At 54.5% G+C, this 26,963-nt stretch carries 32 protein-coding genes; 18 read left to right on the top strand and 14 right to left on the bottom strand.

The features are described 5' to 3' along the window. Window positions 1–488: 488 nt before the first annotated feature. Window positions 489–953, bottom strand: a complete 465-nt coding sequence (locus ACKVOS_RS07345) for a YHS domain-containing (seleno)protein (protein WP_409211366.1) — start codon at window positions 951–953, stop codon at window positions 489–491. 187 nt (window positions 954–1,140) lie between these two features. On the opposite strand from ACKVOS_RS07345, the gene ACKVOS_RS07340 reads away from it, so the two are divergent. The 5 genes from ACKVOS_RS07340 to ACKVOS_RS07320 are packed head-to-tail and all read left to right on the top strand — an operon-like array spanning window position 1,141 to window position 5,710. After that, a complete protein-coding gene (locus tag ACKVOS_RS07340; protein ID WP_409211365.1) occupies window positions 1,141–1,617 on the top strand; it encodes a hypothetical protein in 477 nt (158 codons plus the stop codon). Window position 1,618: 1 nt separating this feature from the next. Next, window positions 1,619–2,188, top strand: a complete 570-nt coding sequence (locus ACKVOS_RS07335; RefSeq protein WP_409211364.1) for a DedA family protein — start codon at window positions 1,619–1,621, stop codon at window positions 2,186–2,188. 21 nt (window positions 2,189–2,209) lie between these two features. Then, window positions 2,210–3,433 (top strand): hypothetical protein, encoded by a 1,224-nt coding sequence (locus ACKVOS_RS07330; RefSeq protein WP_409211363.1) that lies wholly within the window; start codon window positions 2,210–2,212, stop codon window positions 3,431–3,433. After that, entirely contained in the window at window positions 3,420–4,529 is a 1,110-nt protein-coding gene (locus ACKVOS_RS07325; protein ID WP_409211362.1) for a hypothetical protein, read from the top strand. The genes ACKVOS_RS07330 and ACKVOS_RS07325 overlap by 14 nt, the downstream gene beginning before the upstream one ends. Continuing rightward, on the top strand, window positions 4,526–5,710 hold the full coding sequence (locus ACKVOS_RS07320) for a serine hydrolase domain-containing protein (protein ID WP_409211361.1): 1,185 nt from the start codon (window positions 4,526–4,528) through the stop codon (window positions 5,708–5,710). The genes ACKVOS_RS07325 and ACKVOS_RS07320 overlap by 4 nt, the downstream gene beginning before the upstream one ends. Window positions 5,711–5,800: 90 nt before the next feature. On the opposite strand, the gene phbB is transcribed toward ACKVOS_RS07320, so the two are convergent. The 5 genes from phbB to ACKVOS_RS07295 form a co-directional block, all read right to left on the bottom strand. Further along, complete coding sequence (gene phbB / locus ACKVOS_RS07315) at window positions 5,801–6,523, bottom strand: acetoacetyl-CoA reductase (RefSeq protein ID WP_409211360.1); 723 nt, start codon at window positions 6,521–6,523, stop codon at window positions 5,801–5,803. A gap of 86 nt (window positions 6,524–6,609) precedes the next feature. Then, window positions 6,610–7,107 carry a phasin family protein gene (locus ACKVOS_RS07310; RefSeq protein WP_409211359.1) on the bottom strand — a complete coding sequence of 166 codons (498 nt, stop codon included), beginning with the start codon at window positions 7,105–7,107 and terminating at the stop codon, window positions 6,610–6,612. A gap of 42 nt (window positions 7,108–7,149) precedes the next feature. Further along, a complete protein-coding gene (locus tag ACKVOS_RS07305; RefSeq protein ID WP_409211358.1) occupies window positions 7,150–8,289 on the bottom strand; it encodes a patatin-like phospholipase family protein in 1,140 nt (379 codons plus the stop codon). A 19-nt stretch (window positions 8,290–8,308) separates the two neighbouring features. Then, on the bottom strand, window positions 8,309–9,619 hold the full coding sequence (locus ACKVOS_RS07300; RefSeq protein ID WP_409211357.1) for an NAD(P)/FAD-dependent oxidoreductase: 1,311 nt from the start codon (window positions 9,617–9,619) through the stop codon (window positions 8,309–8,311). After that, a complete protein-coding gene (locus ACKVOS_RS07295) occupies window positions 9,616–10,425 on the bottom strand; it encodes a 3-hydroxybutyrate dehydrogenase (RefSeq protein WP_409211356.1) in 810 nt (269 codons plus the stop codon). The genes ACKVOS_RS07300 and ACKVOS_RS07295 overlap by 4 nt, the downstream gene beginning before the upstream one ends. Window positions 10,426–10,630: 205 nt before the next feature. Between ACKVOS_RS07295 and ACKVOS_RS07290 the strand changes: the two genes are divergently transcribed. Next, a complete protein-coding gene (locus tag ACKVOS_RS07290) occupies window positions 10,631–11,095 on the top strand; it encodes a cupin domain-containing protein (protein WP_409211355.1) in 465 nt (154 codons plus the stop codon). 173 nt (window positions 11,096–11,268) lie between these two features. Then, window positions 11,269–12,006 (top strand): GNAT family N-acetyltransferase, encoded by a 738-nt coding sequence (locus ACKVOS_RS07285; RefSeq protein WP_409211354.1) that lies wholly within the window; start codon window positions 11,269–11,271, stop codon window positions 12,004–12,006. On the opposite strand, the gene ACKVOS_RS07280 is transcribed toward ACKVOS_RS07285, so the two are convergent. From ACKVOS_RS07280 to ACKVOS_RS07270, 3 genes are read right to left on the bottom strand one after another with little or no spacing between them, the layout of a single operon-like run. Beyond that, a complete protein-coding gene (locus ACKVOS_RS07280; RefSeq protein WP_409211353.1) occupies window positions 11,976–12,725 on the bottom strand; it encodes a lysophospholipid acyltransferase family protein in 750 nt (249 codons plus the stop codon). The genes ACKVOS_RS07285 and ACKVOS_RS07280 overlap by 31 nt on opposite strands. A 9-nt stretch (window positions 12,726–12,734) precedes the next feature. After that, complete coding sequence (locus ACKVOS_RS07275; protein WP_409211352.1) at window positions 12,735–13,685, bottom strand: YeeE/YedE thiosulfate transporter family protein; 951 nt, start codon at window positions 13,683–13,685, stop codon at window positions 12,735–12,737. Continuing rightward, complete coding sequence (locus ACKVOS_RS07270) at window positions 13,682–14,155, bottom strand: DUF302 domain-containing protein (RefSeq protein WP_409211351.1); 474 nt, start codon at window positions 14,153–14,155, stop codon at window positions 13,682–13,684. The genes ACKVOS_RS07275 and ACKVOS_RS07270 overlap by 4 nt, the downstream gene beginning before the upstream one ends. A gap of 205 nt (window positions 14,156–14,360) precedes the next feature. Here ACKVOS_RS07270 and ACKVOS_RS07265 point away from each other — a divergent pair, with 205 nt between their 5' ends. Next, window positions 14,361–15,062, top strand: coding sequence for a peroxiredoxin-like family protein (locus tag ACKVOS_RS07265; RefSeq protein WP_409211350.1), 702 nt, complete (start codon window positions 14,361–14,363; stop codon window positions 15,060–15,062). On the opposite strand, the gene ACKVOS_RS07260 is transcribed toward ACKVOS_RS07265, so the two are convergent. Further along, window positions 15,054–15,953, bottom strand: a complete 900-nt coding sequence (locus ACKVOS_RS07260; protein WP_409211349.1) for a LysR family transcriptional regulator — start codon at window positions 15,951–15,953, stop codon at window positions 15,054–15,056. The two genes, ACKVOS_RS07265 and ACKVOS_RS07260, sit on opposite strands and share 9 nt — an antisense overlap. A 185-nt stretch (window positions 15,954–16,138) precedes the next feature. Here ACKVOS_RS07260 and ACKVOS_RS07255 point away from each other — a divergent pair, with 185 nt between their 5' ends. The 5 genes from ACKVOS_RS07255 (at window position 16,139) to ACKVOS_RS07235 (ending at window position 20,907) form a co-directional block, all read left to right on the top strand. Further along, window positions 16,139–17,041 carry a LysR substrate-binding domain-containing protein gene (locus ACKVOS_RS07255; protein WP_409211348.1) on the top strand — a complete coding sequence of 301 codons (903 nt, stop codon included), beginning with the start codon at window positions 16,139–16,141 and terminating at the stop codon, window positions 17,039–17,041. Window positions 17,042–17,345: 304 nt separating this feature from the next. Beyond that, the gene (locus tag ACKVOS_RS07250) at window positions 17,346–18,059 is read left to right on the top strand and encodes a hypothetical protein (RefSeq protein ID WP_409211347.1); all 714 of its coding nucleotides are present in this window, start codon (window positions 17,346–17,348) and stop codon (window positions 18,057–18,059) included. 83 nt (window positions 18,060–18,142) lie between these two features. Beyond that, window positions 18,143–19,480, top strand: coding sequence for a site-specific DNA-methyltransferase (locus tag ACKVOS_RS07245; RefSeq protein WP_409211346.1), 1,338 nt, complete (start codon window positions 18,143–18,145; stop codon window positions 19,478–19,480). Further along, window positions 19,473–20,147, top strand: coding sequence for a DUF5681 domain-containing protein (locus ACKVOS_RS07240; RefSeq protein ID WP_409211345.1), 675 nt, complete (start codon window positions 19,473–19,475; stop codon window positions 20,145–20,147). Before ACKVOS_RS07245 ends, ACKVOS_RS07240 begins: the two co-directional genes overlap by 8 nt. A 1-nt stretch (window position 20,148) precedes the next feature. Beyond that, complete coding sequence (locus ACKVOS_RS07235; protein ID WP_409211344.1) at window positions 20,149–20,907, top strand: SDR family NAD(P)-dependent oxidoreductase; 759 nt, start codon at window positions 20,149–20,151, stop codon at window positions 20,905–20,907. An 89-nt stretch (window positions 20,908–20,996) separates the two neighbouring features. Here ACKVOS_RS07235 and ACKVOS_RS07230 read toward each other — a convergent pair whose 3' ends face one another. The 3 genes from ACKVOS_RS07230 to ACKVOS_RS07220 are packed head-to-tail and all read right to left on the bottom strand — an operon-like array spanning window position 20,997 to window position 22,687. Next, window positions 20,997–21,269 (bottom strand): hypothetical protein, encoded by a 273-nt coding sequence (locus tag ACKVOS_RS07230; RefSeq protein ID WP_409211343.1) that lies wholly within the window; start codon window positions 21,267–21,269, stop codon window positions 20,997–20,999. Window positions 21,270–21,311: 42 nt separating this feature from the next. Then, window positions 21,312–22,205: a DMT family transporter gene (locus tag ACKVOS_RS07225; RefSeq protein ID WP_409211342.1), complete on the bottom strand. Its 894-nt coding sequence runs from the start codon at window positions 22,203–22,205 to the stop codon at window positions 21,312–21,314. Continuing rightward, window positions 22,202–22,687 (bottom strand): DUF417 family protein, encoded by a 486-nt coding sequence (locus tag ACKVOS_RS07220; RefSeq protein ID WP_409211341.1) that lies wholly within the window; start codon window positions 22,685–22,687, stop codon window positions 22,202–22,204. Before ACKVOS_RS07220 ends, ACKVOS_RS07225 begins: the two co-directional genes overlap by 4 nt. A 97-nt stretch (window positions 22,688–22,784) precedes the next feature. Between ACKVOS_RS07220 and ACKVOS_RS07215 the strand changes: the two genes are divergently transcribed. The 5 genes from ACKVOS_RS07215 to ACKVOS_RS07195 all read left to right on the top strand — a co-directional run bounded on the left by ACKVOS_RS07215 (window position 22,785) and on the right by ACKVOS_RS07195 (window position 25,944). Further along, on the top strand, window positions 22,785–23,276 hold the full coding sequence (locus ACKVOS_RS07215; protein WP_409211340.1) for a MarR family winged helix-turn-helix transcriptional regulator: 492 nt from the start codon (window positions 22,785–22,787) through the stop codon (window positions 23,274–23,276). A gap of 53 nt (window positions 23,277–23,329) precedes the next feature. Beyond that, on the top strand, window positions 23,330–24,265 hold the full coding sequence (locus ACKVOS_RS07210; protein ID WP_409211339.1) for a cupin domain-containing protein: 936 nt from the start codon (window positions 23,330–23,332) through the stop codon (window positions 24,263–24,265). A gap of 117 nt (window positions 24,266–24,382) precedes the next feature. After that, complete coding sequence (locus ACKVOS_RS07205; RefSeq protein ID WP_409211338.1) at window positions 24,383–24,961, top strand: ferritin-like domain-containing protein; 579 nt, start codon at window positions 24,383–24,385, stop codon at window positions 24,959–24,961. A gap of 9 nt (window positions 24,962–24,970) precedes the next feature. Beyond that, complete coding sequence (locus ACKVOS_RS07200) at window positions 24,971–25,375, top strand: c-type cytochrome (RefSeq protein WP_409211337.1); 405 nt, start codon at window positions 24,971–24,973, stop codon at window positions 25,373–25,375. A gap of 47 nt (window positions 25,376–25,422) precedes the next feature. Continuing rightward, the gene (locus ACKVOS_RS07195; protein ID WP_409211336.1) at window positions 25,423–25,944 is read left to right on the top strand and encodes a uracil-DNA glycosylase family protein; all 522 of its coding nucleotides are present in this window, start codon (window positions 25,423–25,425) and stop codon (window positions 25,942–25,944) included. Between the two features lie 18 nt (window positions 25,945–25,962). Here ACKVOS_RS07195 and ACKVOS_RS07190 read toward each other — a convergent pair whose 3' ends face one another. After that, window positions 25,963–26,547 (bottom strand): chlorite dismutase family protein, encoded by a 585-nt coding sequence (locus ACKVOS_RS07190; RefSeq protein ID WP_409211335.1) that lies wholly within the window; start codon window positions 26,545–26,547, stop codon window positions 25,963–25,965. Window positions 26,548–26,963: the final 416 nt, after the last annotated feature.

Below are 26,963 nucleotides of genomic sequence, written 5' to 3'. Positions count from 1 at the left end.
CGCCATTCAGCAAAAAAAGGAGAAATGGCGGGTCTGGGCATCAATCAATTTAGATCAACGCCCAGGCCCAGCTCTATGTATCTTGCGCAAACTTCGACCAATCTACTTTCCGCTTCGCCGCGCCTGCCTCCGTTGCAGCCATCAGGGTATCGTTAGCCAAATGCGAATAGCGCGCGACGCTCGCAACGTTCGCATCACGCAAATGCATACCGGATAACCCCAAAGCGCCCCACACCAGACCCAAACTGTCCGGAGTTGCCGATTTGGAGTTTTCCTATTGAAAGTTCTTTGGTCCAATAAGATAGGAAAAAGCGATCTACGCAGAACCTACGGACGACCGGCCGGAACCGCTATCAATTCAAATACTCGATCAAGGCATTGCCATTGCCGAAAACTACCATCTATTCAGCAAATCTCGGTGCGGTTCCCAATGATACCGAATGCCATATCACCCCGATTTAGGCGCACTTATCAACGGTAATGCCTACCTATTTGGCAAGTAATTTCGGCCAATTGACATTTGCCGACCGGATGTGGCCCGGAATGTTCTTTTCCCACTTGTTGCCGACTTCGCGATTGTAATTGAGGTACAATTTGCCGTTCACAATTTTCCAGACTGCTGGATCGCCCGATGCGGTGTAGCCTTGGCTGATGGCCCAAGCGCAATAGCCGCCATATTGGGGGGCGTAGGCTGACGGATTGGCCTTGAACTTTGCAAGATTAGCTGCATTAGCGAAAAGATATTCTGCACCCTTGTGGCTAATCTTATAGGCTGTGCTGCCTTTAACCGGCTTTCCAATGGTGAAATAGGCGACGGGATCGTAACCGGATACCGCGACATTGTTGAATATTCCGGTGTAAACCGGATCGGTTTTGGCAAAGGCTTGTGCAGGCTGGAATGCGACTGCGCATCCAAGTGCAGCGGCGGCAATGATAGCAATATATTTGGCCATGAATCATCTTTCGTAAAACGTGCAATCGTCTCACGCACATTCGTTACATTGGCGTCCCCGGTTACAATTTGTTGGCGAAGACGAGCCCAACCCCGTTCGTGCATCGAAACGATAACCAAAGGTGATTTTATCCTTGGGCTGGCATTTGGCATTTGTCCCTCGTCGGAACCACCGAGGAGAGAATATCATGTTACGCAAATATCTGCCGATTGTGCTGACGCTCTACATTGCGTTCGTGTTCATCCAGTCGCTGTTTTTCAAGTTCACCAATTCGCCGGAAACGCAATATATCTTCGGCACTCTGGATGCATGGGGTGGTTCGCTCGGTTGGCCGGGGCTTTTTGCGCCGACCGGTATTTTCTCGCAATATGTCGTTGGAACCGGCGAGCTGATCGCTTCGGCCATTTTGTTGGCTGCACTCTCCAATGGCTTTCGCATTCTTCGTCCGCTGGGCGCGTTGATGGCGATTGGCGTCATTTCCGGTGCGATCTTTTTCCATCTGTTCACGCCACTGGGCGTATCTGTTCTCAACACCGACGGAACGCACGATGGTGGCGAGCTTTTTGCACTGGCATGCGGTGTCTGGATCGCCGCTGCGGCCTTGTTGTGGATGAGCCGAGAAACTATTGCCGACCTTATCGGTCGCGTTCGCGGGGCACGCTAAAATGCTCGCCGACCTTCTCATCTCGCTTAGCCAACAGCCATTGTTGCTCGGCCTGACCCTGTTTGCAGCCACTTTTATCGCAGAAGATGTGGCAACGGTCGCGGCTGGCGTTCTGGTCGCACAGACCGGTGCCGATCCATTCGCGGCGCTATCCGCCGTCATTCTTGGCACCGCTATCGGTGATCTGGCTCTCTATGTGCTTGGCCGATGGGGCGGCAACTCAAAATTGGGCCGCAAGTTACGCGCTCGGTCCGATGTGAAGCGCGCCGAAGGCTGGATATCGGGCCGCGTCCTGGCTTTGGTATTTGCCGCGCGCTTCCTGCCCGGATCACGCCTACCGGTATTTACCGCCAGCGGCCTAGTCGCCGCACCGTTTGCACCCGTCGCCGCAATCATCGCCGTCACTACTCCGTTCTGGACGGGCACGCTTTTTGCGGTCGCCCATTACGCAGGCGAAGCAGGCGCACAGCAACTTATTACCGCTGCACTGCCTGCCGGCATGGCGCTCGTGCTTGGGGCTTTATGCATTTGCTGGGCAAAGGCGAATATTTTCGCACCGAAGCTGACATAGAATAACTGAGAGGATAGTATCATGAACGAGGAATATTTCCATCTGCCTATAACGACTATCTCGCCGCCCGCTGCATCGGCGATTCACGCCTTTGCCGAAGAATTGCTCAGCCATGGCGCTGGCGCGAAGATCATCTTCGATGCCGTTGCCGAGGACCGCGAATGTGCGCTCGGCCATGCCTATGCAGCGGCGGTTTTTCTAACCCAGATGACGTGCGAAGGTCAGGCGCAGGCTGCACCGCATATCGCGGAGGCCCTGCACAACATTGCCTTGTGCAGTGAACGCGAGAAAGGAACTATACACGCTATCGCGGCATGGGGTTGCGGCGATGAGCGGTCGGCGATTTCGTTGCTGCGCGGCGTCGTCGAATGCGCCCCGCATGATCTGGTTGCGGCAAAATTCTGCCAGATACTCGAATTGAGCCAAGGCGATATCATCGGCATGTTAAGGACTTCGGGTATGGCGGCCTCGGTTGAAGGGCGAAGCGGTTATGCACTTGGGCTTCATGCTTTCGCACTGGAACAAGCAGGTCATTCCGAGTTGGCCATTCGCTTTGCGCGCCGGGCAATCGATGTCAATCCGGTTCGCGACCCTTGGGCGCAGCACGCGCTGGCTCATGCCCTGCTGGCGATGGAACAGCCTGTCGAGGCGCGTGCGTTTCTTCATAGTGTTTCGCATAGCTGGGACCGCTGCTCGTCGTTTATGCTGACGCATAATTGGTGGCATCTGGCGCTGATTGAGCTTGAATTGGGTAACAAGGCGGCGGCGCTTGCGCTGTTCGACGAAAGGGTCTGGGGCCGACGAAAAGGCCATGCACAAGACCAGATAAACGCAATATCGTTGCTGTTCCGGTTGGAAATGCAGGGCGTCCGCCCCGCTGCTCGATGGGATGACATCGCAACATATATCGAGGGACGTGTTACCGACGGGGTCAATGGCTTCCTTGATCTGCACTATTTGATTACGCTGCTGAAAAGCGGGCGGACCGATGCGGCAACGCGCTTGACCAAATTGTTGCAGCGCGACCGGGTCTCGGGCGCAATTGCCAATGCGATCCAGTCTTATTCTGCGGAAAACTACCGCGAAGCCGCAGCGACCCTCGCTCCTGTCTGTCATCATCTTTCTGAACTTGGCGGCAGTAATGTCCAGCGCGAACTGTTCGAATCGATCTTTATCGACAGCGTCCAACGCTCAAGCCGCCAAACCGTTTCTTCCGCTCACGAATATTATCGTGTCGCAGCCTGAAGGCCCAATAGCGGGATCGGCGATGCCGCCGTTCGGGGACGGCCCAGCCTTGTCGCATTTCGAATTCTGGCCTGCGTGGAAATTTTACGCGCCGGTCTGGCTCTGGATTGGTTGCCTGATGGTCCGTCACCGCAGCATCCGCGCGCCGCTCGTCGCAAATCCGGGTTTTCCGGCTGGCGGGTTGGTCGGCGAAAGGAAGAGCGAGCTGTTTGCGCGTTTAAGTGGGCCCGAACGCAGGCATCTGCCCGATTATGTCGTGGTAGATCGCCTTGACGCAGCATTCGATGCCCAGTGGCAAACAATCGAGGCGGCTATCGAGACTGCGAACATGGAATATCCCATGGTTGCAAAGCCCGATATCGGTTGTCGCGGTGCAGGTGTTCGTCCCGTCCGTTCGCCGGAAGAATTGCGCCAATATGCCGAAGACTTTCCGAAAGGCGAAACATTCCTGATCCAACGCATGATCGATGTCGAGGGCGAAGCAGGTGTTTTTTATGTCCGGGAGCCCGGTTCAAAATCAGGCCAGATCCATTCGCTGACGCTTAAATATTTTCCGCATGTTGTTGGCGATGGTTTTTCAACCTTGCGTCAGCTCATCCTCGCGGATACCCGTGCAGGCATGGTACCCCAGCTCTATCTCGGGCGGTTCGGTAATGCATTGGACGGCATCGTTCCAATGGGCGAAAGTCGGCGGCTTGTATTCTCGGGCAGTCATTCGAAAGGCGCGATTTTCCGCAATGGCAACGACTATATTACCGAAGCGATGCGCGCGCGGTTCGACGCGATTGCAGACGCTATCGATGGCTTCCATTTCGGCCGCTTCGATGTCCGGTTTGCCGACTTTGCAGCATTCCAGCGCGGCGAGGATTTTGCTATCATAGAATATAATGGCGCAGGTGCTGAAATGACGCATATCTGGGATAGTCGTACAACCTTGTTGGAGGCATGGAGCACATTGTTCCGTCAGTTTTCGATGCTCTTCAAGGTTGGAGCAGCAAATCGCAAACGCGGTGTGCGACCCGAAAGCTGGCAGAGTTTCTTTCGGCAATGGAAGCGTGAAAAGTCATTAGTCGACCAATATCCTGTGACGGGATGACATTACCCCCTCCGCTAGATTGGCAGATCGCCAAGATTGGTCCGGGACAAGAGGTTCCGCCCGAACATCGCGTGACGCGCGAAAATTGGAGGCTCTATCCCTATTCACGCTGGGCCTTCCAGCACACGCGGGAGCTTGTACCTTCGCGCGCGCTGTGCCGCAGTATTGCTCCACGCCCTCTCGACGAAGACTTTGTTTCGTTGGATGATTTGCACATTATTGGTGACGGCGCCAGTTCCGCAATCAGTTGGGCCGAATTTGAAGCGCAGACCTACACCGACGCAATGCTGATCATCCACAACGGGACGATCATCCACGAACGCTACTACAATGGCATGACGCGTCACACACCTCACCACGCGTTCTCGGTCAGCAAATCGTTCATTGGGCTCTTGGCAGAAAGCATGATCGCCGAAAACGTGCTAGATAAGGGCGCGCCTGTTACAACATATGTTCCTGAACTTGCCGGGAGCGGCTTTGCCAAGGTAGATGTACACCATCTTCTCGATATGACCGATGGCGTGGCGTTTGACGAGGATTATGCCAATCCGGGCGCAGATGTGCATCGTTATTCGGCGAACTATTGGACGCCTGCGTTGGCTGATGGCGGCGTTCACGCGGCATTGGCAAGACTTACTGGTCGAGATCATCCTCCCGGCAGCGAATTTACTTATCGCACCCCGGTCACAGATGCCCTGGGCTGGGTGATCGCGCGGGCGAGCGGAAAGCGGCTTGCCGACCTGTTCTACGAACGGATATGGCAACCCGCAGGTTGCGCGGATGAAGGGCATTTTCTGGTCGATACCGCAGGCGACGAAATTGCGGCATCGGGCCTGAACACAACGGCTCGGGATATGGCGCGGTTGGCGTTACTCGTCAGTGAAGGCACGGGAATTCCAGCTGCGGCGCGGGCCAACATCCTCAAGGGCGGCAACCGCAACCTCTTTGCCAAATCAAAATATGCTGAACGATCAGGCGGCTCCTACGGCAGCCAGTGGTGGGTCGCGCATGATGATTTTGGATCGATTTCAGCATTGGGTGTCTATGGCCAGCGCGTTCACATCGAGACGGAAACGGGACTGATTATGGTCCGCTTTGGCTCGCATCCATTGGCGTCAAATCTCCACACAGACGGTTTACACAGGCGGGCATTGGAGGCACTTCGCAATTTTCTGCGCTAGATAGTTGCAATGAATAAGTGCATTTTGACGCTTATTCCGTAAGTCATCCCATCGCACGGTATCGCTTTTCGGTGCCCAATTCTTTGGTCTTCAATACATATGCTGGCCGCCGTTGATGCTGATCGTTGAGCCGGTGATGAAACTGCTTTCTTCGGCACACAGAAATGCGACGACGCGGGCAATTTCATGAGCCTCACCCAGTCTACCGACCGGGACTTTGGCGACGATTTTGGCCAGTTGTTCGGGCGGGACAGCAGCGACCATGTCGGTGTTGATATAGCCTGGAGCGACGGTATTTACTGTAACGCCAAACCGCGCTCCTTCCTGCGCAAGTGCTTTCGTGAATCCGTGGATTGCGGCTTTGGTCGCCGAATAATTGACCTGTCCGAACTGTCCCGCCTGACCATTGATCGAGCCGATGTTGACGATCCGGCCCCATCCGCGCTCGCGCATAGCGGGCAAAACTGCTTTTACCATGTTAAAGCCGCCGGTCAGGTTGGTATCGATCACATCGGACCAATCTTCGCGCGACATTTTCAGGACCGAGCAGTCGCGCGTAATACCAGCATTATTGATGAGGACATCAACAGGTCCCAATGTTGCCGCGATTTTGTCGACAGCCGCGTGGCAGGCGTCGTAATCGGCGACATTCCACTGGAAGCTGTCGATCCCGTTCCGCTCGCTGAACTCACGTGCGCGCTCGACATCGCCGACATAGCTTGCGGCGACCTGGAAGCCAGCATCGCGCAAAGCGATACTGACCGCTTCGCCAATCCCGCGCGTACCTCCAGTTACCACTGCAACGCGTGTCATAAACCCTCTCCCGATAATAGCCGTTTGCAGGCGTGCCTATGCATGTGTTTTGTGACAAACAGTGTGGTCGACAGCGCCCGGATTGGTTATTCTTTCATCAGATCCTTGATCTGAGCGGCTGTAATCGCTTGTTTCTGCAGCGGCTCGAACATTGCGGTCATTGTCTGAAACATCGTCTGCGAAAGCTTTGAATATTCCGCGATGGCCGCGGTAAATTCGGTCTGGGCAAACTCGCTTTGCAGCTGGATCAGTTCCGGTGCAGTTCTTGCAAGCGCCATTGTCCGACCAGCAGCGGTCGTCCGTTCAAACGTCTGCTTTCCATAATCGGCAACTTCTTGTGCTATCACCTGCATGCCGCCGGCCGCAGCGCGCGAGGATTCAAGCAATGCGTCCATGTTACCGCGTGTCATCTCGGTTACGACGCCGACGGTCTTCATGCTCTGTTCCATCGCCTCGCGTGATTTTGTTGCGATCTGTTCGAAGCTGGCTTTCGCCATCGTGATCGCCTGTTCGGTCTGTGCCGTCATCAGTGCCGCCGGGTCTGGTGTTACCGATTCTGCATTCTTCTTGGTCGTATTACTCATCAGACTATCCTTTCCATTATTTGTTTCGAGTTTTATGTTGGCTCAGTACGCGGGAGGGGTTTCGACCATCTTGCCGGCCATCGCTTCGTGTAGAACAAAGCCTTCCAACGGATCAGCCTCGGCCCGCCAAGGCGCGTTTGCGAGCATTTCGCTGGTATGCGCGTAGCCGGCTTCCCAGCGATCACGAATGCCGCCAGGGCTGAAATCCACGTCTTTGGTGTGGTCTTCATTGTCGAGTTGCGGCGCGAGCAGGCGGACGACGTGCATTGTCGTCGAACAGCCATAGCTGCGCATCGTCTTCAGGTCCTCGTTCGATAAGGCGTCGGGCGGGACAAGCTGGGCAAGCTGTTGGATGATGTGACGCAATTTGTGTAGCTGCCGCTGGCGTTTGATATGCGTGTTGCCACGGCTCGAATATTGGACATCCTTTTGCCGGTTGGTGACGTCCCAGATCGATTGTGGTTCGGTGCCATGTGGATTCCACAGGTGGACAGCAAAGACGATGGCGTTGCTTCTGGGGTTATCGTCAAATACAGCTTCGACCGGCGTGTTGGAAACAATGCCGCCGTCCCAATAGAGCTCCCCGTCAATACGGACCGCCGGGAAAGCTGGGGGGAGTGCGCCCGAAGCCATGACATGGCGCAAATCGAGCGGCATGTCGCGCGAGTCGAAATAGTGCATCTCGCTGGTCTGGACATTCGCTGCACCCACGGTCAGACGTGTCGGACCTGAATTGACCAGATCGAAATCGACCAGTTCAGTCAAATTGTCACGCAACGGGTCGACCGAATAATAGCCTGCGTGCTCTGCGCCCAAAGGTATTCTCTGGCCCATGAATGCGAGGGGGTTTGGCTTGAAGAAACCTGGAATGCCCGACATCACGGCGCTCATCGTCCGCATTGGTGCAAACATGTTGGCGAACGGTCCGTCAAAAAACTGGCCATGCTCGACGCGGCGCCAGAATTCGCGAAGCTTGTCGAGCCGGTCACCTGGCGCATTACCAGCGATCAGCGCTGCGTTGATGGCGCCGATAGAGGTTCCGATTACCCAGTCGGGTTCGATGCCGGCTTCCTGCAACGCTTGATAGACGCCGACCTGATAGGCACCAAGCGCGCCGCCGCCCTGAAACACCAGCACGGTCTGGCCGAAGGCGGAGATTTCCTTTTTAAGGTTCGGTGTCATCGTCATTTTCCTTTGATGTTCAAACGTTGAGGGGGCGCAAAGCGGGTCGCGGGACGAGCGTTGCTGGCAAATCGGGAGAAACTTCGCCGGTGATGAGACGAGCACCGCGTGTAAATGTGAGGTAGTTCCAAAGCCAGTTCGCGCCCACGACAAAACGGTTACGATATCCCGAAAGAAACCAGATATGCGCGACGCACCAGAGTAGCCATGCGAGATGACCCGAGACCTGAACGCGTCCAAAATCTGCAACGGCTCGGTTGCGGCCGATCGTCGCAAGATTACCATAGTTGCGGTAGTGAAACGGCTCGATACTGCGGCCCTTGATTATTGCGACTATGCTTTGTGCAACGTACATGCCTTGCTGCTTTGCGACCGGAGCGACGCCGGGCAGCGCCTTTCCGGCTGCATCCATGCATGCGGCGGTGTCACCGATCACAAATACCGAATCGCTGTCCGGCGCGCGCAAGTCGCGACCCACAGGCACCCTGCCGGCCCGATCGGGCGTAATTCCAAGCCATTCGGCGGCGCGAGATGCCTGCACCCCGGCTGCCCAGATCGCGGTCGAGGCGGCAATGAATTTTTCGCCTACCATCACACCCATTTTGTCGACCGAAACAACCTGCTGGCCGAGGCGAACTTCGACGCCCAACTGCTCGATAGCGGTTTTTGCCTTTGCCGAAAGCGTCTCGGGAAAGCTCGCAAGCAGACGTTCGCCGCCCTCAATTAGAATGACTTTGGCGCAGTGCGGCGTGATGCTGCGGAAATCCTTTGAAACCGATTGTCGGGCGAGCTCGGCGATGGCACCTGCCATTTCGACGCCAGTGGGTCCGCCGCCGATTATCACAAAGGTCAACAAGGCATGGCGCTTGTCGGGGTCAGTTTCGGTCTCGGCGCGCTCCATCGCCATCAACACCTTTCGGCGGACGGCGGTCGCATCCTCGATTGTCTTGATTCCCGGAGCAAAGGGCGCCCAGTCGTCGCGTCCGAAATAGCTGTGGCGCGCGCCAGTAGCAAGCACCAGCCAGTCATAGGACATTGGTTCGCAATCACCCAATATGACGCGCTTATGTTCGGTATCGACGCCATATACACGATCGAGCACGACACGCGTATTGGCATTTCGTTTAAGGATGCCACGGATGGGCGCGGCGATATCCGCTGGCGACAATCCAGCGGTTGCGACCTGATATAGCAATGGCTGGAAGAGATGATGATTGCGTTTGTCGATCAGCGTCACATCGACGTCGGCGCTGCGCAAGCCCTGGGCGGCCGCCAAGCCGCCAAAGCCTGCGCCAACGATCACAACGTGAGGACGCTGCGCTTTGTTCACTGGCCGGTCCAACCGCCATCGACCGGCAATGCAATTCCGGTAATCGAGCGGGCACCTTCGCTGCAAAGAAAGACGGACACAGCGCCCAACTCTTCGACCGTTACGAAGCGTTTGGTCGGCTGCGCCGCGAGCAGGACATTGTTGATGACTTCCTCGCGGCTGATACCGCGCGCCTTTGCCGTGTCCTCGATCTGGCCTTCGACCAGCGGAGTCCAAACATAACCCGGGCAAACCGCGTTGCAGGTGACACCGAACTGGGCACCTTCAAGTCCCACCGTCTTGGTCAGACCCAAAACACCGTGCTTTGCCGCGACATAGGCGCTTTTATAGGGCGAAGCGATCAGGCCGTGGACTGAAGCGAGGTTGATAATCCGGCCCCATCCTGCAGCTTTCATTGAACCAAAGGCTGCACGTGTGGTGTGGAAACTGGCCGACAGGTTCAGAGCCTGGATGGCATTCCATTTGTCGACGGGAAATTCCTCGATTGGGCTGACATGCTGGATGCCCGCATTATTGACGAGGATGTCGATTTTGCCGAATTCTGCGATTGTTTCGGTTACAAGTGCCGCTGCGTCGGCCCCATCAAGCAGGTTGGCACCATTATAGTTGACCTGCACGCCAGTTGCCGCTGCCAGTTCGCTGCGGGTGGTTTCGATCTGGCCAAGGTCGCCTAGGCCGTTAAGGACAATGTCAGCGCCTGCTTCGGCCAATGCGCGGGCGATACCCAGGCCGATACCGCTGGTCGAACCGGTAACAATTGCTACGCGTCCTTTAAGCGATGTTGCTGTTCCGGTCATTGAGGTCATGTCATTCTCCTGCATTTGATGGGGACGATATGCTGGAATCGGGCCGCCAATTAAAATACCATTTGTGCATCGAATCTATGCCGACAATCGAATGGCTGCGTCAGCGACGCTGGATTATCTCTAGGCCACGCCATCGGTGCTCGCCGATAAATTATTCATGAAACCGGCTTCGGTGGCGACCTGTTTCAAAAAGAAGGAATGATTTATGAAAACGACATTGGCTCTTATTGCGGCGCTTGCCGTCGCAGGCACCGCCGCTCCAGCTTTTGCCGGCACCTGCCCTGCAGGTAAGGAGGGCGCCAATTCGCTCGCCGGTGCTGCGACGATGCCATCGAAGGTAACTGACGATGTTCTCGGCACAGTTGATCTTGGACCCGAAATTAATGTTGCTGGCCGCTCATTGCGCCTTCGCAAGCTTGTGCTTCAACCTGGCGGCGTCGTGCCAATGCATAGCCATGGCGACCGTCCTGCATTGATTTTGACCGCCAGCGGCACGGTCACTGAATATAGCTCAAAATGCCTCGTTCCCATTGTCCATCGCGCTGGTGAAGTGTCGACAGAAACCAATGGCGTAACGCATTGGTGGAAGAACACCGGTAAAACTGCAGCCGTTCTTTACTCATCGGATGTCCACAACGACGCGATGGCGATGCGTAACGCGATGCAATAATAACGTCCGGTAGAGTGCCCACAAAACCGGACGCAAATGGCACCCTGCATATACCATGCAGGGTGCCAGACTATTTAGGTCATGAGGATCAGGCAAAATCCATGCAACGATTCCGGATAGTTTAGAAAGGTGCTGCATTGCAGAGCATCGCTTCCATAATTCCCAAATCACGCATGTTATCGGTCCGGTTAGGATCATCCGCCGCCGATATCGAGGCCGCGCAACGCTTGCGATGGGATGTGTTTTATCGGGAAAGAGGTGCAACGCCATTGGAAGACGCGCCGCTAGACCGCGACCCCTATGATCCGGTTTGCGATCACCTGCTGGTCGAGGATAGTGCGTCGGGAACACCTAAAGTTATCGGCACTTATCGCTTGCTTCGCCAAAGCGTGGCCGCCTCACGCGAGGGTTTTTACAGTGCGGGTGAATATGACCTGACCCCGCTTTCGCGCAGTTCAGGTGAACAGCTTGAACTCGGGCGATCATGCGTGGCCGCCGAATATCGCGACGCCGGGACCATCCAGTTACTATGGCGCGGTATCGCCTCCTATCTCCGCCAGCATCAGATTTCGACAATGTTCGGGTGCGCGAGCTTTCACGGCATCGATCCCGAAGCACATGCCGATACGCTCTCGTATCTCTGGCATAATCACCTCGCGCCGCCTCCGTTCCGGGCTCGGGCGCTTGAGGAGAGATATATCGATATGGCAAGGTTGCCGCTTGGCAGCTACGATCCACGCCAGGTGATGCGTAAGCTACCTCCTTTGATCAAGGCCTATCTCCGCGTTGGTGCGCAAGTCGGTGATGGTGCGGTTATCGACCACCAGTTCAACACCGTGGATATCTTCATCGTGATGCCCGTTGCGGAAATTTCCAATCGCTATTTCGGGCGGTTCGGTGCAGCGGCATAAGCTAGAAGCATCTCTTGACGGATATTTTCCGCCAGTGCTTTTCGATCATCCATAGCTTTAACCGGCGGCAGGAAATCGACACGCGCCAATGTTTCCGATTTGGCGAGGCGCGCCGCACCTGACAGCAGGTCATCATCATCGATCCACGCTACCTCGCGCCGACGGTCGGGGGACAGTGCCGCGCCATTTGGCATCAAATAGCTCAAGATAACCGGCTGGATAACCGCTGCAGCATCGGCCGCCGCAAACAGGCTGGTGCGGAACTGCAATATGCTTGCGCCATCCGAAGTGGTTCCCTCCGGACATAATATCACCGAGCGCCCCGAATTCAGCCGTGCGCGGATCGCAGCGGCCTGCGCATGGCTGCGATGCCGCTCGTCCCGGGCGACAAAGACCGGGTTGAACCGACGCGCGAGTCCGCCGATAAACGGCCAGTCCTGCATATCTGATTTGGCGACAAAATCGGCATCAAGGATCGTCATCATCACCGGGATATCTGCCCAGCTGATATGATTCATGATATACAAGGTTCCCGGCGTCGCGGACGCAGCCCCATGTTGCGCAATGTTGATGCCAAAGCCCCTCGTTATCATGGCAAAAAATGCGCGTTCATGGCGGCGGCGCTGACTGTCCGGGGCTTTCAGCCAGCGCGGTATTTGCAGCATAGCGACGGTAAGTGTCGCAAAAGCTTTGGTCCGGCCAAACAGGCGCTTTGTCAAACTTTGCCCTTACGCATATTTCTGCTCAATCTTGAACGCAGCCCAAATGACCCCGCACATGATAAAAATCGAAGCCCATGCATATGGCCAAAGCAGCGGCAGACCAACGAGGATCAAGCCGTCATTGCTGCCTGGCACAAGCAGGCTGCCCCAACCCATAAGCATTCCGCCCGCCAAGCATCGCGCAAGAGTTATCGCGCTTTGCCGATGCCATTTTAAACTTCCGCCGACCCATCCGCCTGCGACCGCACCGGCCAGCAAGGCAATGAACAAAAGTCCCTGCCATACGAGATTGTCCGCCATTCCGTGGGCAAAATGGATGAGCAAATCCATATAGCTCCATGCACCTACAATCACGAGCATGATTACGAAAGTAATGCCGATCACTATGGTCGCTTCGTGTGGAGCCCATAAACGACGCCAGCCCTGAGCTTCAGGATGCGGCGTGCGAACGATACGAAAAATCCGCCAAATTGCAAAAACTGCAAAGATGGGCGCCAGCCAATAGGGCAAAGCCGAGCCCATCGGTAGCGTGTCGAGTGGAACAGGCATCATAGCGCCGAACAGCAATGGCGCAGTGAGTACGCCAACAAAAAAGCCGATCGGCGTAAGGATATAAGCCCATTGACCCGACCCGAGCCGCGCGATCGCGCCGAACACGCAGGCCTGATTTAAATATGCTCCCAGGCCGAGAAACACAGCGCCGATAACTGTCCATTGATTGAACGCAAAACCACCCGGCACATTGGGCAGTAAGCCAAGCGCCCGCGCCATCAGCAGTCCGCCCGCAACCCAAAGCGCCGTTTCTGCCAGCGCGACAATCTTGGTAGTTGTCCCTTTATGAACGACTTCACCGACCGCTGCGACCGTACAAGTCGCGCCGCGCTGGATAGCAAAGCCCATCAGCGCGGCGCAAATCGCGGCCAGCAAAAAAGTGAAACTGGCGACAGCAATCGTCATTTTGTGGCGCTGGATGCGATTGAAGCAGCGACTTCGCTCGCCATCTTGAACTGCGCTTCTCGGTCGGTGATGCTGTACCGATTGGCAATATAGCCAAAATCTGTCCATGCTACACTGACGCTGCCGTCGGCTTCCTGCAAGACCAGCATACGCACCGGCCAGTCGAGGCCGGAGTAAGGATTGGATGACAGAAATTGGACTCCCAGCGGTGGATTACCGAACAGGATCAGTTTCGACGGCCGGATCGCGATATTGGCACCAGCGCCCAATTGCGACTGGTCGATCTCTGTGAAAAACTTGATACCTTTGGCGGCGATGTCGGCTTTCAATTTTTGGATGGTTTCATCGACACCGTAGATGCTTTTGACCCGCAACACGCCTTGCGCAGGTGCAGTTGGTGCAGGTGCCTCGGCCTGAACGGCCGGTGCAATCAAGGTGGCGGCGCAAAGCGCGATCAGAAATTTTTTCATAGAATTTTCCTTTGGCTACATTTTATGTGCGAGGAGCGTTTGTGCTCGTACCATGGTTTTGCCATTGCACTGCTTTGGGTTGAAATGGCATTCGGGCATGACAGCTATAACCGGAAGGCATTTCACCATCATCGTGACCATGTATATTTCGCTTTTGTGAAACCGCGTTGCGTCCTAAGATATTATCTGCAGTGAGAGGAAAGTCGTGAATCAACCCATCGTGATGGCACTTGAACAGGCGTTTCAGGATGTTCGTGATAGCGACATTCCGTTGGGCGAACGTTTGACATATGTCGCCGACAAAATTCGCACGTTGAATCCCCATTTTTCTGGCCTGGTCGACAATTTTGTGGACCGGCTTGAACAAAGCGGAGCGGGGGATCAAGCGCCTCAGGTTGGCGAAGTGATGCCCGGCTTTGTGTTGCCGGACGATCAGGGCCGGTTGGTCAGCCTGGACCAATTGCTTGAAACCGCGCCTGTCGTGGTGGCGTTTCATCGCGGCCACTGGTGCCCATTTTGTCGCTTGAATGCCGTCGGGTTGGCGCAAATCGAACAGGACATAAATCCGATTCAGATCGTCGCGATCTCGGCCGAAACCCAAAGCTACACGCGCGAAATAAAGGCAGAAGCTCAGGCGCATTTCCCGTTCTTGACTGATGTCGGTAATGGCTACGCACTTTCGCTCAATCTTGCCATCTGGGTAGACGATGCGATGTCATCTCTGATTGCCGACGCAGGTTGGGATATTCCGAAATATCAGGGCCAGGATGGTTGGATTTTGCCAATCCCCTCGGTTTTTGTGGTAGGGCAGGATGGATTGATCAAGGCGCGTCACGTCGATCCCGACTATCGGCGGCGAATGGACCTTGATAATTTGCGCGCAGCGGCGCAGGCCGCCCTAGTTTGAGCGTCCCTCCCAGTTCCAGTCTTTGCATCTTAACAAGTTGAGTAGCGCAGCGGCTTCGCGCGGGCGTGGTCGGCCGGCGACCGTATATACCGCAACGGTCCGCTGCAGGTCTAACGTCGGCAAGCTAATCCGATAGCCCGCCGTTGCACGCAATGCATGCGCAGGCGCAACAGCTATTCCAAACCCCGCCGAGACAAGCGCTTCTAAATCGCTGTTAGAATCGACTTCATGCGCGCTCGTCAAATCGATGCCGACCCGGCCCAGGCGCTCGAGCTCATAGTCCGTAAGGTCAAGGCCACTAAAAAGCAAAAACTGCTCGGCACGGAAGAGTTCGACATCGAGCTCGACGTCATTACGCATTGCCAATGAGTGATCGCTACCAACGATCAAACCAAAAGATTCGGAAAACATCGGCCATGCCTCAAGCCGGTCCCACGTTTCGCCGAGCGGTCCACCCATGGCAATATCGGCCTCCCCGGATTTCAGCATCTCGGCGATTTCCGGAGCGTTCCCACGTTTCAGTTTTATCTGGATGCCGGGAAACGCAGGGTACATTTCCTGAAGCGGTCCCATCACCAATGCTGAATCAAGCGACCGTGCAACCGCGATGGACAGCGTCGAAACCTCGCCCCTGCTTACTGCCTTGGCCAGCGACTTTGCCGCAAGCGCCGCTTCGTGGCATTGCCGCAGCATCGGCAGCATCTTGTTGCCAAGATCGGTCAAATGGGTATGCCGCCCTTCGCGCCGGATAAGATCTCCACCAAGCTCAAATTCCAGCAGTTTGATGGCACGTGTCAGCGCGGGTTGCGTAACACAGCACTCCTCCGCTGCACGGGTGAAATTCAGAGTCTTGGCAACCGATATGAAATAGCGGACCTGCTGCATTTCCATCACAAGGTCTCCAGTAGCAAATATTAAGATAGGGCCTGCTGTAAATACAGTCAATCAGTTCGCCGGACTTACATTAAGTCGCATAAAGAATTAATCACCTGTATAATTTGTGTAATAATAGGTAGAGATCTGGGTAAATCATCTCGGCGTACGAGGTGATACACACACGCTGAGGGGGGGGCGGTATGAATGAAATTTCTATCTGGATGCGAAGTTTTGTCGCGGTCGCCAATGCGGGCAGTTTTTCCGCCGCTGCTAGCCAGATCGGCGTAACGCAATCGACTATTTCAAAGCAAATAGTGGCGCTTGAACGCCATTTGGGAACGCAGCTTTTCCGCCGGACAACCCGCTCGCTTGCGCTGACAGCTGATGGCATGCTCTTTTTGGAAGGGGCATTGCGCGCCCTTGCAGCGATCGATGAGGCAGAATCGCTGGTGGGACTTGTGGCCAATATTCAGGGCACCGTTCGCGTAACCTGTCCGCTTAGCCTCGCCGAGAGTCGGCTTGTGAGCATGATTAGCCGCTTTTTAATGCTGCATCCCAAAATGGAAATCGACCTGCAATTGTCCGATCATGCACTTAACCTTGTTTCGGACAATCTCGATCTGGCGATCAGGGTAGGACAATTGGGCGATAGCCGACTCACTGCGCGAAAAATCGGCTTAGCACGTCGCGTAATCGTGGCGTCGCCTGATTATCTCAACCGAGTTGGCCGGCCAACTGTTCCAGCCGAATTGCGTCAGCATAATTGTATTTCTTATACCCTGTTGAGCACGGGTAGCCGCTGGCAATTCGTCGGTGGCGAAGTCGCGATGGTTACGGGCAACTTTCGTGCCGACAGCCCCCACGGGCTTCGTGCTGCTGCTTTGGCAGGAATAGGAGTTGCCGCGAACGCCCGTTGGTTGTTTGAACGGGAATTGGCAACCGGTGATCTGGAAGTTGTATTGCCGGATTTTGAACTCGCACCGATGCCCATCCACGCCGTCTTGCCATCGGGTCGCTTTGTCTCGGCCAAAACCAGGGCGCTGCTGGACCACCTTATTGAAGAGTTTATTCGCGATCCGATGTTGTCAAACTCAACACCATAAGCTTAAACATGCAGACCCACGCGGCACACTGTTTTATCGACTTCCCATAGGAAGCGGTTTCACAATAAGGGTTAAGCTATGGTGCGCCACGCAGTCCCAATTTAACCCGTCTCAGTGCAGGTTACCCATAAATATGGGAAAGTAGTGGGAATATTGCCCGCGAACCCTTAACTTTAATCGGGTATATGACGCCAGTATCAGCCAATTTTTGGGTTTTCTTTGCTGACGTACTTAAAAATGTATGGGAATTTACAATCGCATTGCTGGGAACGCTCCTAGCCTGATTGGGTGATTAGAGTACGACATGGGACAAGCGGGCAATAACATCGATTGGGGCGTTGAGGTAGAGGTTGTGGAGCAAGCTGATCCTGAGATTGATCGCGCTACTGCACGAGAAGTTCGTCTCTGGGAATTATGCGATACGCTTTCACTTGAGCCAGCTGACGCAAATCAGCTCCACAACGTTTGCTACGAAATCCTCATGTTCTATTCCATCAACAAAAATCAGGGTGGATCGGATTTTGCGCGATCTCGTGAACTCTTGCTCGTGTTGGCAACGCGGGCCGATGAGCTTTTTTCAGGGATCGGCGAGCTCCGAACCGAATTCATGGTGGAGCTGATAAAATCTCGCGAACATGTGCCGGACGTATTAAATCGCGATAGCTTTTTCCCATACGCATTTCTTTCAGAGTTGCGTGATTTCTCAAATGTTGCGCGGAGCCTAGCTGGCAGGACGCCGCCCAAGTCAGTAGGTACCCCAGGCGCCGCGTTGACATTAGATGCGCTGGAAAAAATGGTTGGTGCTGTCGAACATTATACCGAGCAAAAGGTCCGAAGCGTTCGCTGGAAGAACGGCGAGGACTCTCCGCATTTTGTCGGGATGGCGGGTGAGTTTTTGCGGGATTTTTGGCTGACCTTCGAGCCACAAATGACCGAACGGCAGTTGGCGAACGCGATGCGAAATTTGAAGGAACGCAAAAAGAAGAGCGCCTTGAAAGATAAATCCGACCGAGAATGAGAAGCTCGGTTAGCAATTCCCGGTCTTTCTTGGGCGAAAAATTAGCTTAGTTGAAGTCTCTGCCCCATCGGCGGAGACTAAAAATGCAACCCAATCTTTCAGTAAAGGCGCAGCTCAAAATTGAGTACCGTCCGGTTTCATCACTGAATCCCTACGCTGGCAATGCGCGCGTACACCCCAAAACCCAGATCAAGAAGATCGCCGAGAGCATCAAGGTATTTGGTTGGACCAATCCGATTATCATTGCAGGTGATGGTACCGTATTGTGCGGTCACGGACGTCTCGAGGCTGCCGCGCTGCTAGGTATGAAATCGGTGCCTACGATCTGCCTTGAGTATCTCAGTGAAGCAGATCGTCGCGCCTACATTATTGCAGACAACGCGATTGCTGAGCATGCTGGCTGGTCGAAGCAAACTTTGGCAAGCGAGCTCAGCGGTCTCGCCGAAATCGGCTATGAGCTGGAACTGACAGGTCTTGATACGCTAAAGATCGAAACTCTTCTCTCAATGGATGATCCGGAAGAACAGGTAGACGATGAGGTCGAGCTGCCGGACGATGACGTTGCTTGTGTTTGTCGCCTTGGCGATGATTGGGATATAGGCGATCACCGCCTAGTGGTTGGAGATGCCCGGGATCCCGCGGTTTATGAGCGTTTGTTGCAAGGTGAGCGTGTGCAGTTAGTCGCTACAGACCCACCCTATGGTTGCAAGATTGAAAACAATGTGTCGGGCAATGGTCAGACCAAGCATTCCGACTTTCTAATGGGCGCAGGCGAAACTGGCCTTAAGGAATTTGCAATGACGCTGCTGCGGCCGGCGTTCAAGTGTATTGCCGCGCATTGTAGTTCCGGCGCCATTGCCTTTGTCTTTTCCGATTGGCGCGCACTGCCACACGTCGTCGACGCTGCCTCCGGGGTGTTTCTTGAATGGAAGCAGCTCATAATTTGGTCGAAGACGAATGGGGGGCAAGGCGCATTTTATCGATCTGCGCATGAAGAGATCTTGGCGTTCAAGGTCTCCGAAGGACAACATATCAACAATTTCAAATTGGGCGAGGGGGGTCGTTACCGGACCAATGTTTGGACATATGCAGGCGCGAATGTGTTTCGTTCCGGCCGTATGCAGGACTTGACCGATCATCCTACGGTGAAGCCTAAAAAACTTATGGCCGACGCTATACTCGATTGTTCGAAGCGCGGCGGCATCGTGTTGGACGCCTTTGCAGGTAGCGGCACTACATTGTGCGCCGCCGCTGCCACTGGTCGCCGCGGAAGGGGTATCGAGCTTGATCCAAAATATGCCGACGTCATCTTACGCCGCGTTCAGGAGGAAACAGGGGCGGTAGCTACGCTCGATGGAGTGCCGTTTGACGAAGTCGCGCGCGTGCGTCTGCAGAGCAACAATGAGAACCAAGATGTCTGATGATGAGACGCCGCAATCTTCTGTCGATAACGGGAACGCAGTCGGTAGCTATCTTGTAGGTCGCAACAAACCACCGGAACATGGCAAGTTTCGAAAGGGCGACGGTCGCAAGCGCGGTCGGCGTGCGAAAGGCACACGCAACTTTGCGACTGACTTTAATGAAGAGATGGCCGAGGTCGTAACACTTACTGTCAACGGAAAGTCGAAGAAGGTTAGTCGTCAGCGCTCGATCATCATGCGTGTCGCCGACAATGCAAGCCGCGGTGTTCCATCGGCTGTGAAAACGGTTTTCGATATTCGCCAGAAGCTCGGCGATCAAACATCAAATACCGACAATGTCGAGCATGCCAAACAGTCAGAGCACAAATTGGAAAATCTCGACGACTATGAACTCAAGGTTTTGGAATGGCTTCTGTCTAAACTACAAGGTGTAGAGTTTGAGGAAATTGAGCCCACAATACCCGAAGGGCCACTCTCATATCGATTTCTGCCGCCGAGTATCGACCGCAGCTACCTGGAATCTACCCATGAAGGCGTCCTCTACCGACGCTACCGATGTGTGGGAGATCCATTTGATATCATAACGGTCGGTAGCAAGGCCTACCATTCTGCGGCATTACCGCGCCGCTATGGTCGCTCCCGTTACAATAGCGAAATGCGGCAATAGCATGGATATCGCTGGCAAGATTGCAATCGTAACGGGTGGGGCATCCGGCTTAGGGGCGGCAACAGTCGCGATGCTTTGTGAGCGGGGTGCACAAGTTGTGATATTTGATATTGATGAACAGTTGGGCGCAAAGATTGCCACTCATCACTGCTGTGCATTTATGTGCACCAATGTGTTTAAGGTAGAAGAAGTCGATGCCAGTATGGAAGCTTTGCTAAACCAATTTGGTCCCCCCTCCATTCTTGTGAATTGTGCAGGCGTCGCGCCATGCATGGATACACTTCGGGCAAACCGTGAAATCTATCCGTTCGAAATTTTTGTCAGAACGGTCGAAGTGAACCTGTTCGGCACCGCACTCATGTCCATACGTTTTGCATATTATTGCAAGATGGACAAAGCCGCCGCAGAGAACGGTGTGATCATCAATACCGCGTCAATTGCCGCATTTGACGGTCAGGCAGGACATATTGCATATGCCGCCTCAAAAGCTGGTGTAATAGGTATGACGCTCCCCATGGCGCGCGATCTTGCAGGGTCGCAAATCCGGGTCGTCACAATTGCACCAGGCATATTTGACACACCGCTAATGAAGGATGTGCCGGGAGCAGACCGCGTAGAGCTCTGCACACAGGTGCCCCATCCCAACAGGATGGGGCTGCCAAAAGAGTTTGCCATGATGGCCGAGCAAATAATCTTGAACCCAATGTTGAATGGTGAAGTTATTCGCTTGGACGGCGCGTTACGGTTTGCACCGTTCTGAACTAGCTCTTTTGATGCGTAAAATTGTTCGAAATCATCAGATTTTATAAGCGCCTATGGCAGAACGCAGCCGTTAATGCGTTATGATGATCACGCTCCAACCGCCAACTCATATCGTGTTTTTGAAAATAGAAGTAATTGAATGGAAGAATAGCGGGGTACGACATTGCCCAGGCCCGCAAGCGGGAAGGAGACATCAAGGTGGCTCCTTTCCAAGGCAAGCCACTTGATCCACAACCGGTGATGATCTGACCAAATCGAATACACAAAAACTGCCGCCAAGGGCGGGCAATGAATTTCAATATACGAGCGATCGCGAAGCCCTGTGCAGATTCGTCCGGACCAAACAAAAATTTGTTCCATTGCCTGCCCCAGGAACTGCCGAGTAAAGCTCTCTTCCTCGCGTCAGGTTCGGCGCGGCCAGACTTGAAGAAGCAACGCTCCCATTACGACCGTAGCTCCGGCAATTTGCAACGCACTAAGTCTTTCATCGAGCAGCACATAACCGAGCACTGCCGTCATGACCGGAATCGATAGTAGCAGAAGGCTCGCTGTGCTTGCTGTTAGGGTTTCCAGCTGTCTCACAAATAGCACGAATGCTAGAGAATGCATCAACAGTCCCGACACGCCGATTATGAGCAGTGTTTCCATTGTCAGGCTAGCAAATCGCTCGGGATCTGGCCAAATCAGCCAAGCCAGCGCAATGACGGTCAGTCCGCCACATTGAGCAATGGCAACAACTGGCACAGCGTTTTGTGTCTCAACTTCACGCTTGATCAAAACGCTGTAAAGTGCGGCCCCAGCAACACCAATAAGGATCAAAACCGGACCCAACAGGCCAACAGTAAGGTTGGTTGAAGATCCTAGCCCAGTCACGAGCGCGACGCCAACTGAACCGAGAATACCAGCGGCTATCGTTGTGCTCGGTGGTCGTTCCCCGAGTAATACCCATGCGAAGTAGATGATCATCAGAGTTTCAACAGAAAATAGCAGCGCTTCAACCGTAACCGATGTCATTGTCAGGCCGATAAAAGATGCGCCATAGGCGATGCCGGGCTGCCAGAATCCGAGCCGAAACAGGCGACCTTTCCCACTGACGGGCAATTTTCGCCTTCGAGCGAAGGCAACAATCCATAGCACGGGGGCACTAACTAACAATTGTCCAAACAACAAAGTGAGCGGAGCAACGCCAGCGTCTAAAACGACCTTATTTGAAATGTTGCAGGCAGACCAAATAACACACGCGCCCACTCCGGGGAGAATAGCGCCGAAATTCTTTGTTGCTAATTTTATCGTCACGTGGTCACAACCATTGAATCTGGCTCATCCAACGAAGGCTGTTCATCGATAATCCGGAAGGACCCGGCCAGGAACGCCTCGCCTGCCGTCCAAAGCGCCGCGCCGAGTAATGTCAGGTCCTTTATCAGGAATCCCTGCAAATCGGGTGTCAGCCTGGGAGTGGTTAACAAGAAGCTTAGCGTGAACAAAAGCGCTGCCGCCGCCATCAGACTACCAGCTGCCGACAGAAGTGGCCTCCAGCGGCGCAGCGCCATGAGAACGCCCGTCGTGATTTCGAGACCGCCGATCACATTTGAGGCCCCCTGCACGCCAACCAGCGGATAGAGCCAGCTGAAAAATGGGCTGTTGGACATCAACGGCTCAATCGTGAGTGCCTCTACCAATGTGAATTTGTAGAGCCCAAACCCGACGAAGAACAGAACCAGACTGTAGCGCATTATTCCCTTGCCTACCCGCAACAGCCACTCGATTTGGTTTGCCATAATGACGATTCTCCTCATCCGCCCGCAATCGAGATGTGCGTAGCACACATATTAATTGCAGGTTGATTTTTATGTGTCAAGCACACATGATGTCAGTATGACGACACTTAGAACCGCTAACTTGCTAGGCGCGCTCGCGCTGATGATCGTGGATCGGATCAAAGCAGAGGTAGAGGGTGGTCTTGGGCATGGCGGAGAGGCGCCGGGGGCATTGATCACGATTGGGCATGAACCAGGCCTGTCGAACGATCTGCTCCGTCAGGCGCTGGGCCTTACCCATTCGGGTACGGTTCGGTTGGTTGATCGCTTACAAAGAGAGGGGCTAGTCACGCGCCGCCCGGGGACAGATGGCCGAACAGTTGCACTGTATCTCACAGCCAGTGGGGAAACTGTACGACACCAACTCTTGCGTAAACGGGCAGCCACCCTCGATCCGCTTGTCAGTACGCTGTCAGTGCAACAGGTTGAGGTTCTGGATGACATTCTAGAGCAGATGCTCCAACAGGCGTTCAATACTCGGTCTGACGCTTATCATATTTGCCGCTGGTGTGATGAGCAGGCCTGTCATATTTGCCCAATGGAACGGTAGACGAAGATTAAATGACTATCGTGCCACAAACATCAATCTGAAATGGTAAACCGATGAGTGATGTACTAAGCGATATCCTCGATACAGTTGACATGAAGGCGACGATCTACTTTCGGACTGAATTTCATACTCCGTTTGGTATCGAAGTGCCACAGTTTCGTCGCGCTGCGCGCTTTCATTTGATCATTCAGGGACAGTGCTACGTTAGGCTCAAGAACGGTACAAACTTGCTCGCTATGCCTGGAGACCTCGTGTTTGTGCCCAACGGCGAGTCGCATCTGCTTTCCAGCGATCCAAGCGGCGACTGCCGCCCGCTTAGTGATCTGATGACCAAGGCCAGATTCGAGGGACAGGGGCCGTTCGTTGTGGGTAAAGGCGCGGCAAACAAGACTTGCCAGATGGTGTGTGGGCATTTTGACTTTGCCGAGGGTGCTGACCATCAAGTACTCCACGCCGTGCCCGAAATTCTTCATATTTCCGCAGCTGATCGGGCTACACAACCAATGCTCGATGACGTTATGCGCCTGATTGTGCGGCGTGCTTTTGCCGCCGGAAGTGGAGCATCAGCCAGCATCACCAGGCTGTCCGAAATACTGTTTATCGAAGTGATGCGGGCAAGCCTGACCCAGCTTGGTGGTGAGACCCCGATTATGGTCGCCGTCAACGATCATCAGATCGGGCGTGCCCTTGCAGCCATTCATGGGAATATCACAAAAAATTGGACGGTCGATAGTCTGGCGCAAACGGCTGGCATGTCCCGCACTAGGTTTTCCGAGCGCTTCCGGGAACTAGTGGGCAGCAGTCCGATGGCTTATGTCGCAGAATGGCGCTTGCAACGGGCGCTGTGGTATCTTGGAAATGGGAAACAACCCGTAAAAGTCATCGCGGGGGAGGTCGGGTTCCGCTCCGTTGCGGCGTTCAGCAGAGCCTTCCGGGCGCGATTCGGACGCGCACCGCGAGAGAGGCGAGAGAGCGGCATGGATGCCTGAAATTTGCTGATTGACCCAATTATTTTGCCAATTGACCCATTAGATTGGTATTTGTTTGCCACTGAATGATCCAGCAGCAACCATTCACCCAGATGCAAACTGGAGGACAATGGAACTATGAAACATTCTGAGCAAAGCGCGAGCCGTCGCAATTTCTTGCAGAACACGGGAGTTGCCCTTGCGGGGGTCGGTTTGGTCGCGGTGGGCAGCTCACCCGTCCACGCAGCTCGTAACGCGAACGGTGTCGGCAAGGGCGACATTGGCGTGTTGCAGGGTGCATTAGCCTTGGAACATGAAGGGATCGCGGCTTACATGATTGCGGGCGCGAGCGGACTCCTTACGCCAGATGTGCTCAAGATCGCACTTGTTTTCCTAGGCCATCACCAAGGTCACCGTGACGCACTGGCCAACCTGATCATTAAAGCTGGCGGCAAGCCGGTCGAACAGAAAACCGATGCAGAGTATGTCGCGGCGCTCAATCTCGGTGAACTCAAGTCGCAAGGCGACGTGGTGGCTCTAGCTACTCGTCTGGAACAGGGCGCAGCAAACGCCTATGTTGGACAGATTTCGGCCATTAAAGACCGTTCGACCGCGAAACTTTTCGCGCAGTTGGCGTCTGATGAAGCGGTCCACTGGGCCGTGTTGAACAATGCGCTCGGCAACGCTGTTCCGTCACAAACCTTCCTGTTTGGATAGGTGGGGCATATGGTAAGGGAGGTAGCACTGCCTTTGCTGGCTGCAATTTTCTTAGTTTCTGCGGCAACGGCGCAAACTAAGAAAACTTTGCCGATTGGCAATCCAATTGCCGGAAAGGTATTGTACGAGGCCAAATGCGGGGGGTGTCACTCTCTTGACGCCAATCGCATCGGACCACTGCATCGCGGGGTTGTTGGGCGACGACCCGGTGCTGTGACCGGCTACGCATATTCGACTGGTGTCAAAGCGCTTGGAGGCATTTGGACACCCGCGCGGCTTAACCAGTGGCTTCAAGGGCCGCAGCAGATGGCCCGCGGCAGCAAGATGTTTACGACAGTCAGTCACGCAGTAGATCGACGCGATATTATTGCTTATCTGCAAAGCGTTTCACCACCAAATGCAAAGGGACCATGACCAGTTTAATCAGTGAAATCCGCTCCTGTGTTCATTGCTCGCCTCACTTGGCTGCGGGACCACGTCCGATCGTACAGTTCAGTAGAACGGCGCGGATCGTCATTATTGGTCAAGCGCCCGGAACTCGGGTGCACGAAAGCGGCATTCCTTGGGACGATGCGAGCGGCCAGAGGCTCCGTGAATGGACAGGACTTACATCGAAAATCTTTTATGATCCGACGCGGATAGCGCTCGTACCTATGGGTTTTTGCTATCCTGGCACCGGAACCAGCGGGGATCTGCCGCCGCGACCCGAATGTGCGCCGCTGTGGCACGAAAGGGTTATGGCGGAATTACCACCTGAACGCTTCACTTTACTGGTCGGCAGCTACGCGCAAGAACGCTATCTGCCAGAAGCCAAGAGTCACTCGCTGACCGAGCGAGTTCGCAACTTTACCACTTTCGGGCCGGCGCAGATTCCACTTCCACATCCTTCGTGGCGAAGCACCGGCTGGATGCGCAAGAACTTGTGGTTTGAGAGTGAGCTGTTGCCGGTGCTCAAGGACCGGATCGCACAGCTGCTGCGCTAAACGATCACCCTAAGTGGACTAGGCGGCGGTCAGCCAAACTTCGACTTCGCGATCAACATATGTCCATTCTTCGGTGTCGCGCAGCCGTTTAAGCAGTTCGCTGAACCGCTCGGTGTCGCCCTCAGCAAATTCGAACCAGGTCAAAAAATCAAACGGTTCGCCAATGTCGCGGCAGTGATGCAACTGACGTGCAATTGCCGGGAGGTAGTCGAGGCCGATAGGCGTGTGGTTCGACCGGGCATAAATTGCACGACGCTCATCTTGCGCGAGCATCCACCACGCGGCCGATTTGCGGATCGGAATCAGCACGGCACATCGATTGCCACTTCTACTTAGGCTACTTTGCCGGTCCTGCAGCGCCCGGCGCTCTTCAGACGTGGTGTAGCGCAAGTTGCTGACAAAAGCGCTAAGTGTCCAGCGATCACGCGCCGCACCTTCCTGCTCGCCGACCCTCACGAATTTTACGGTATCGATTGTTGTCCCGGCAACGGAAATGACATCATTTACCAGCCACTGGCCGGACTCATCGCTACCGTGAAAGCGGATCAAACGGCCTGCGCTGGCTGCGCTAAGGTCGTATCGCCCTGACTGTCCTGAGATCATATGACACCTACTCTGCCTTATGTTTGCACTTCAGTGGAGTTGTCCAAGTGATGACAAGTTCATCATCTAATACTAGGATAATTTTAATATAGATATCGACAACATCCAAAATTTCAATATGGAGGTTCCTATCACATATTGACGACATTATCGAATATCTAAAGTCAAATGCAGGGCCGGTTCATTAACACCGACCCTGCGTTTGATTCAAGTATTTAGATCGATCCGGGTTTGATTAGCGGATCGATACATCAAGACTTACCACCGGAAAGTCTATGGCGGTCTGTGTTGTCCCCCGTCAGCATTCAATAGACACACTGGCTGCATAAAATAGGAGAGTGTTTTGGGTTCATCGTAGTGACTGTAAGGAACGAAGATGAACGCAAAACACTCAAAGCCATCCGCGCAAGCGGTGG

The sequence above is a fragment of the Sphingorhabdus sp. genome (genome assembly GCF_046154385.1).
Classification (GTDB): domain Bacteria; phylum Pseudomonadota; class Alphaproteobacteria; order Sphingomonadales; family Sphingomonadaceae; genus Sphingorhabdus_B.
The sequence above is the reverse complement of the archived record's forward strand: the minus strand, read 5'-3'. Positions and strand labels throughout refer to the sequence as shown.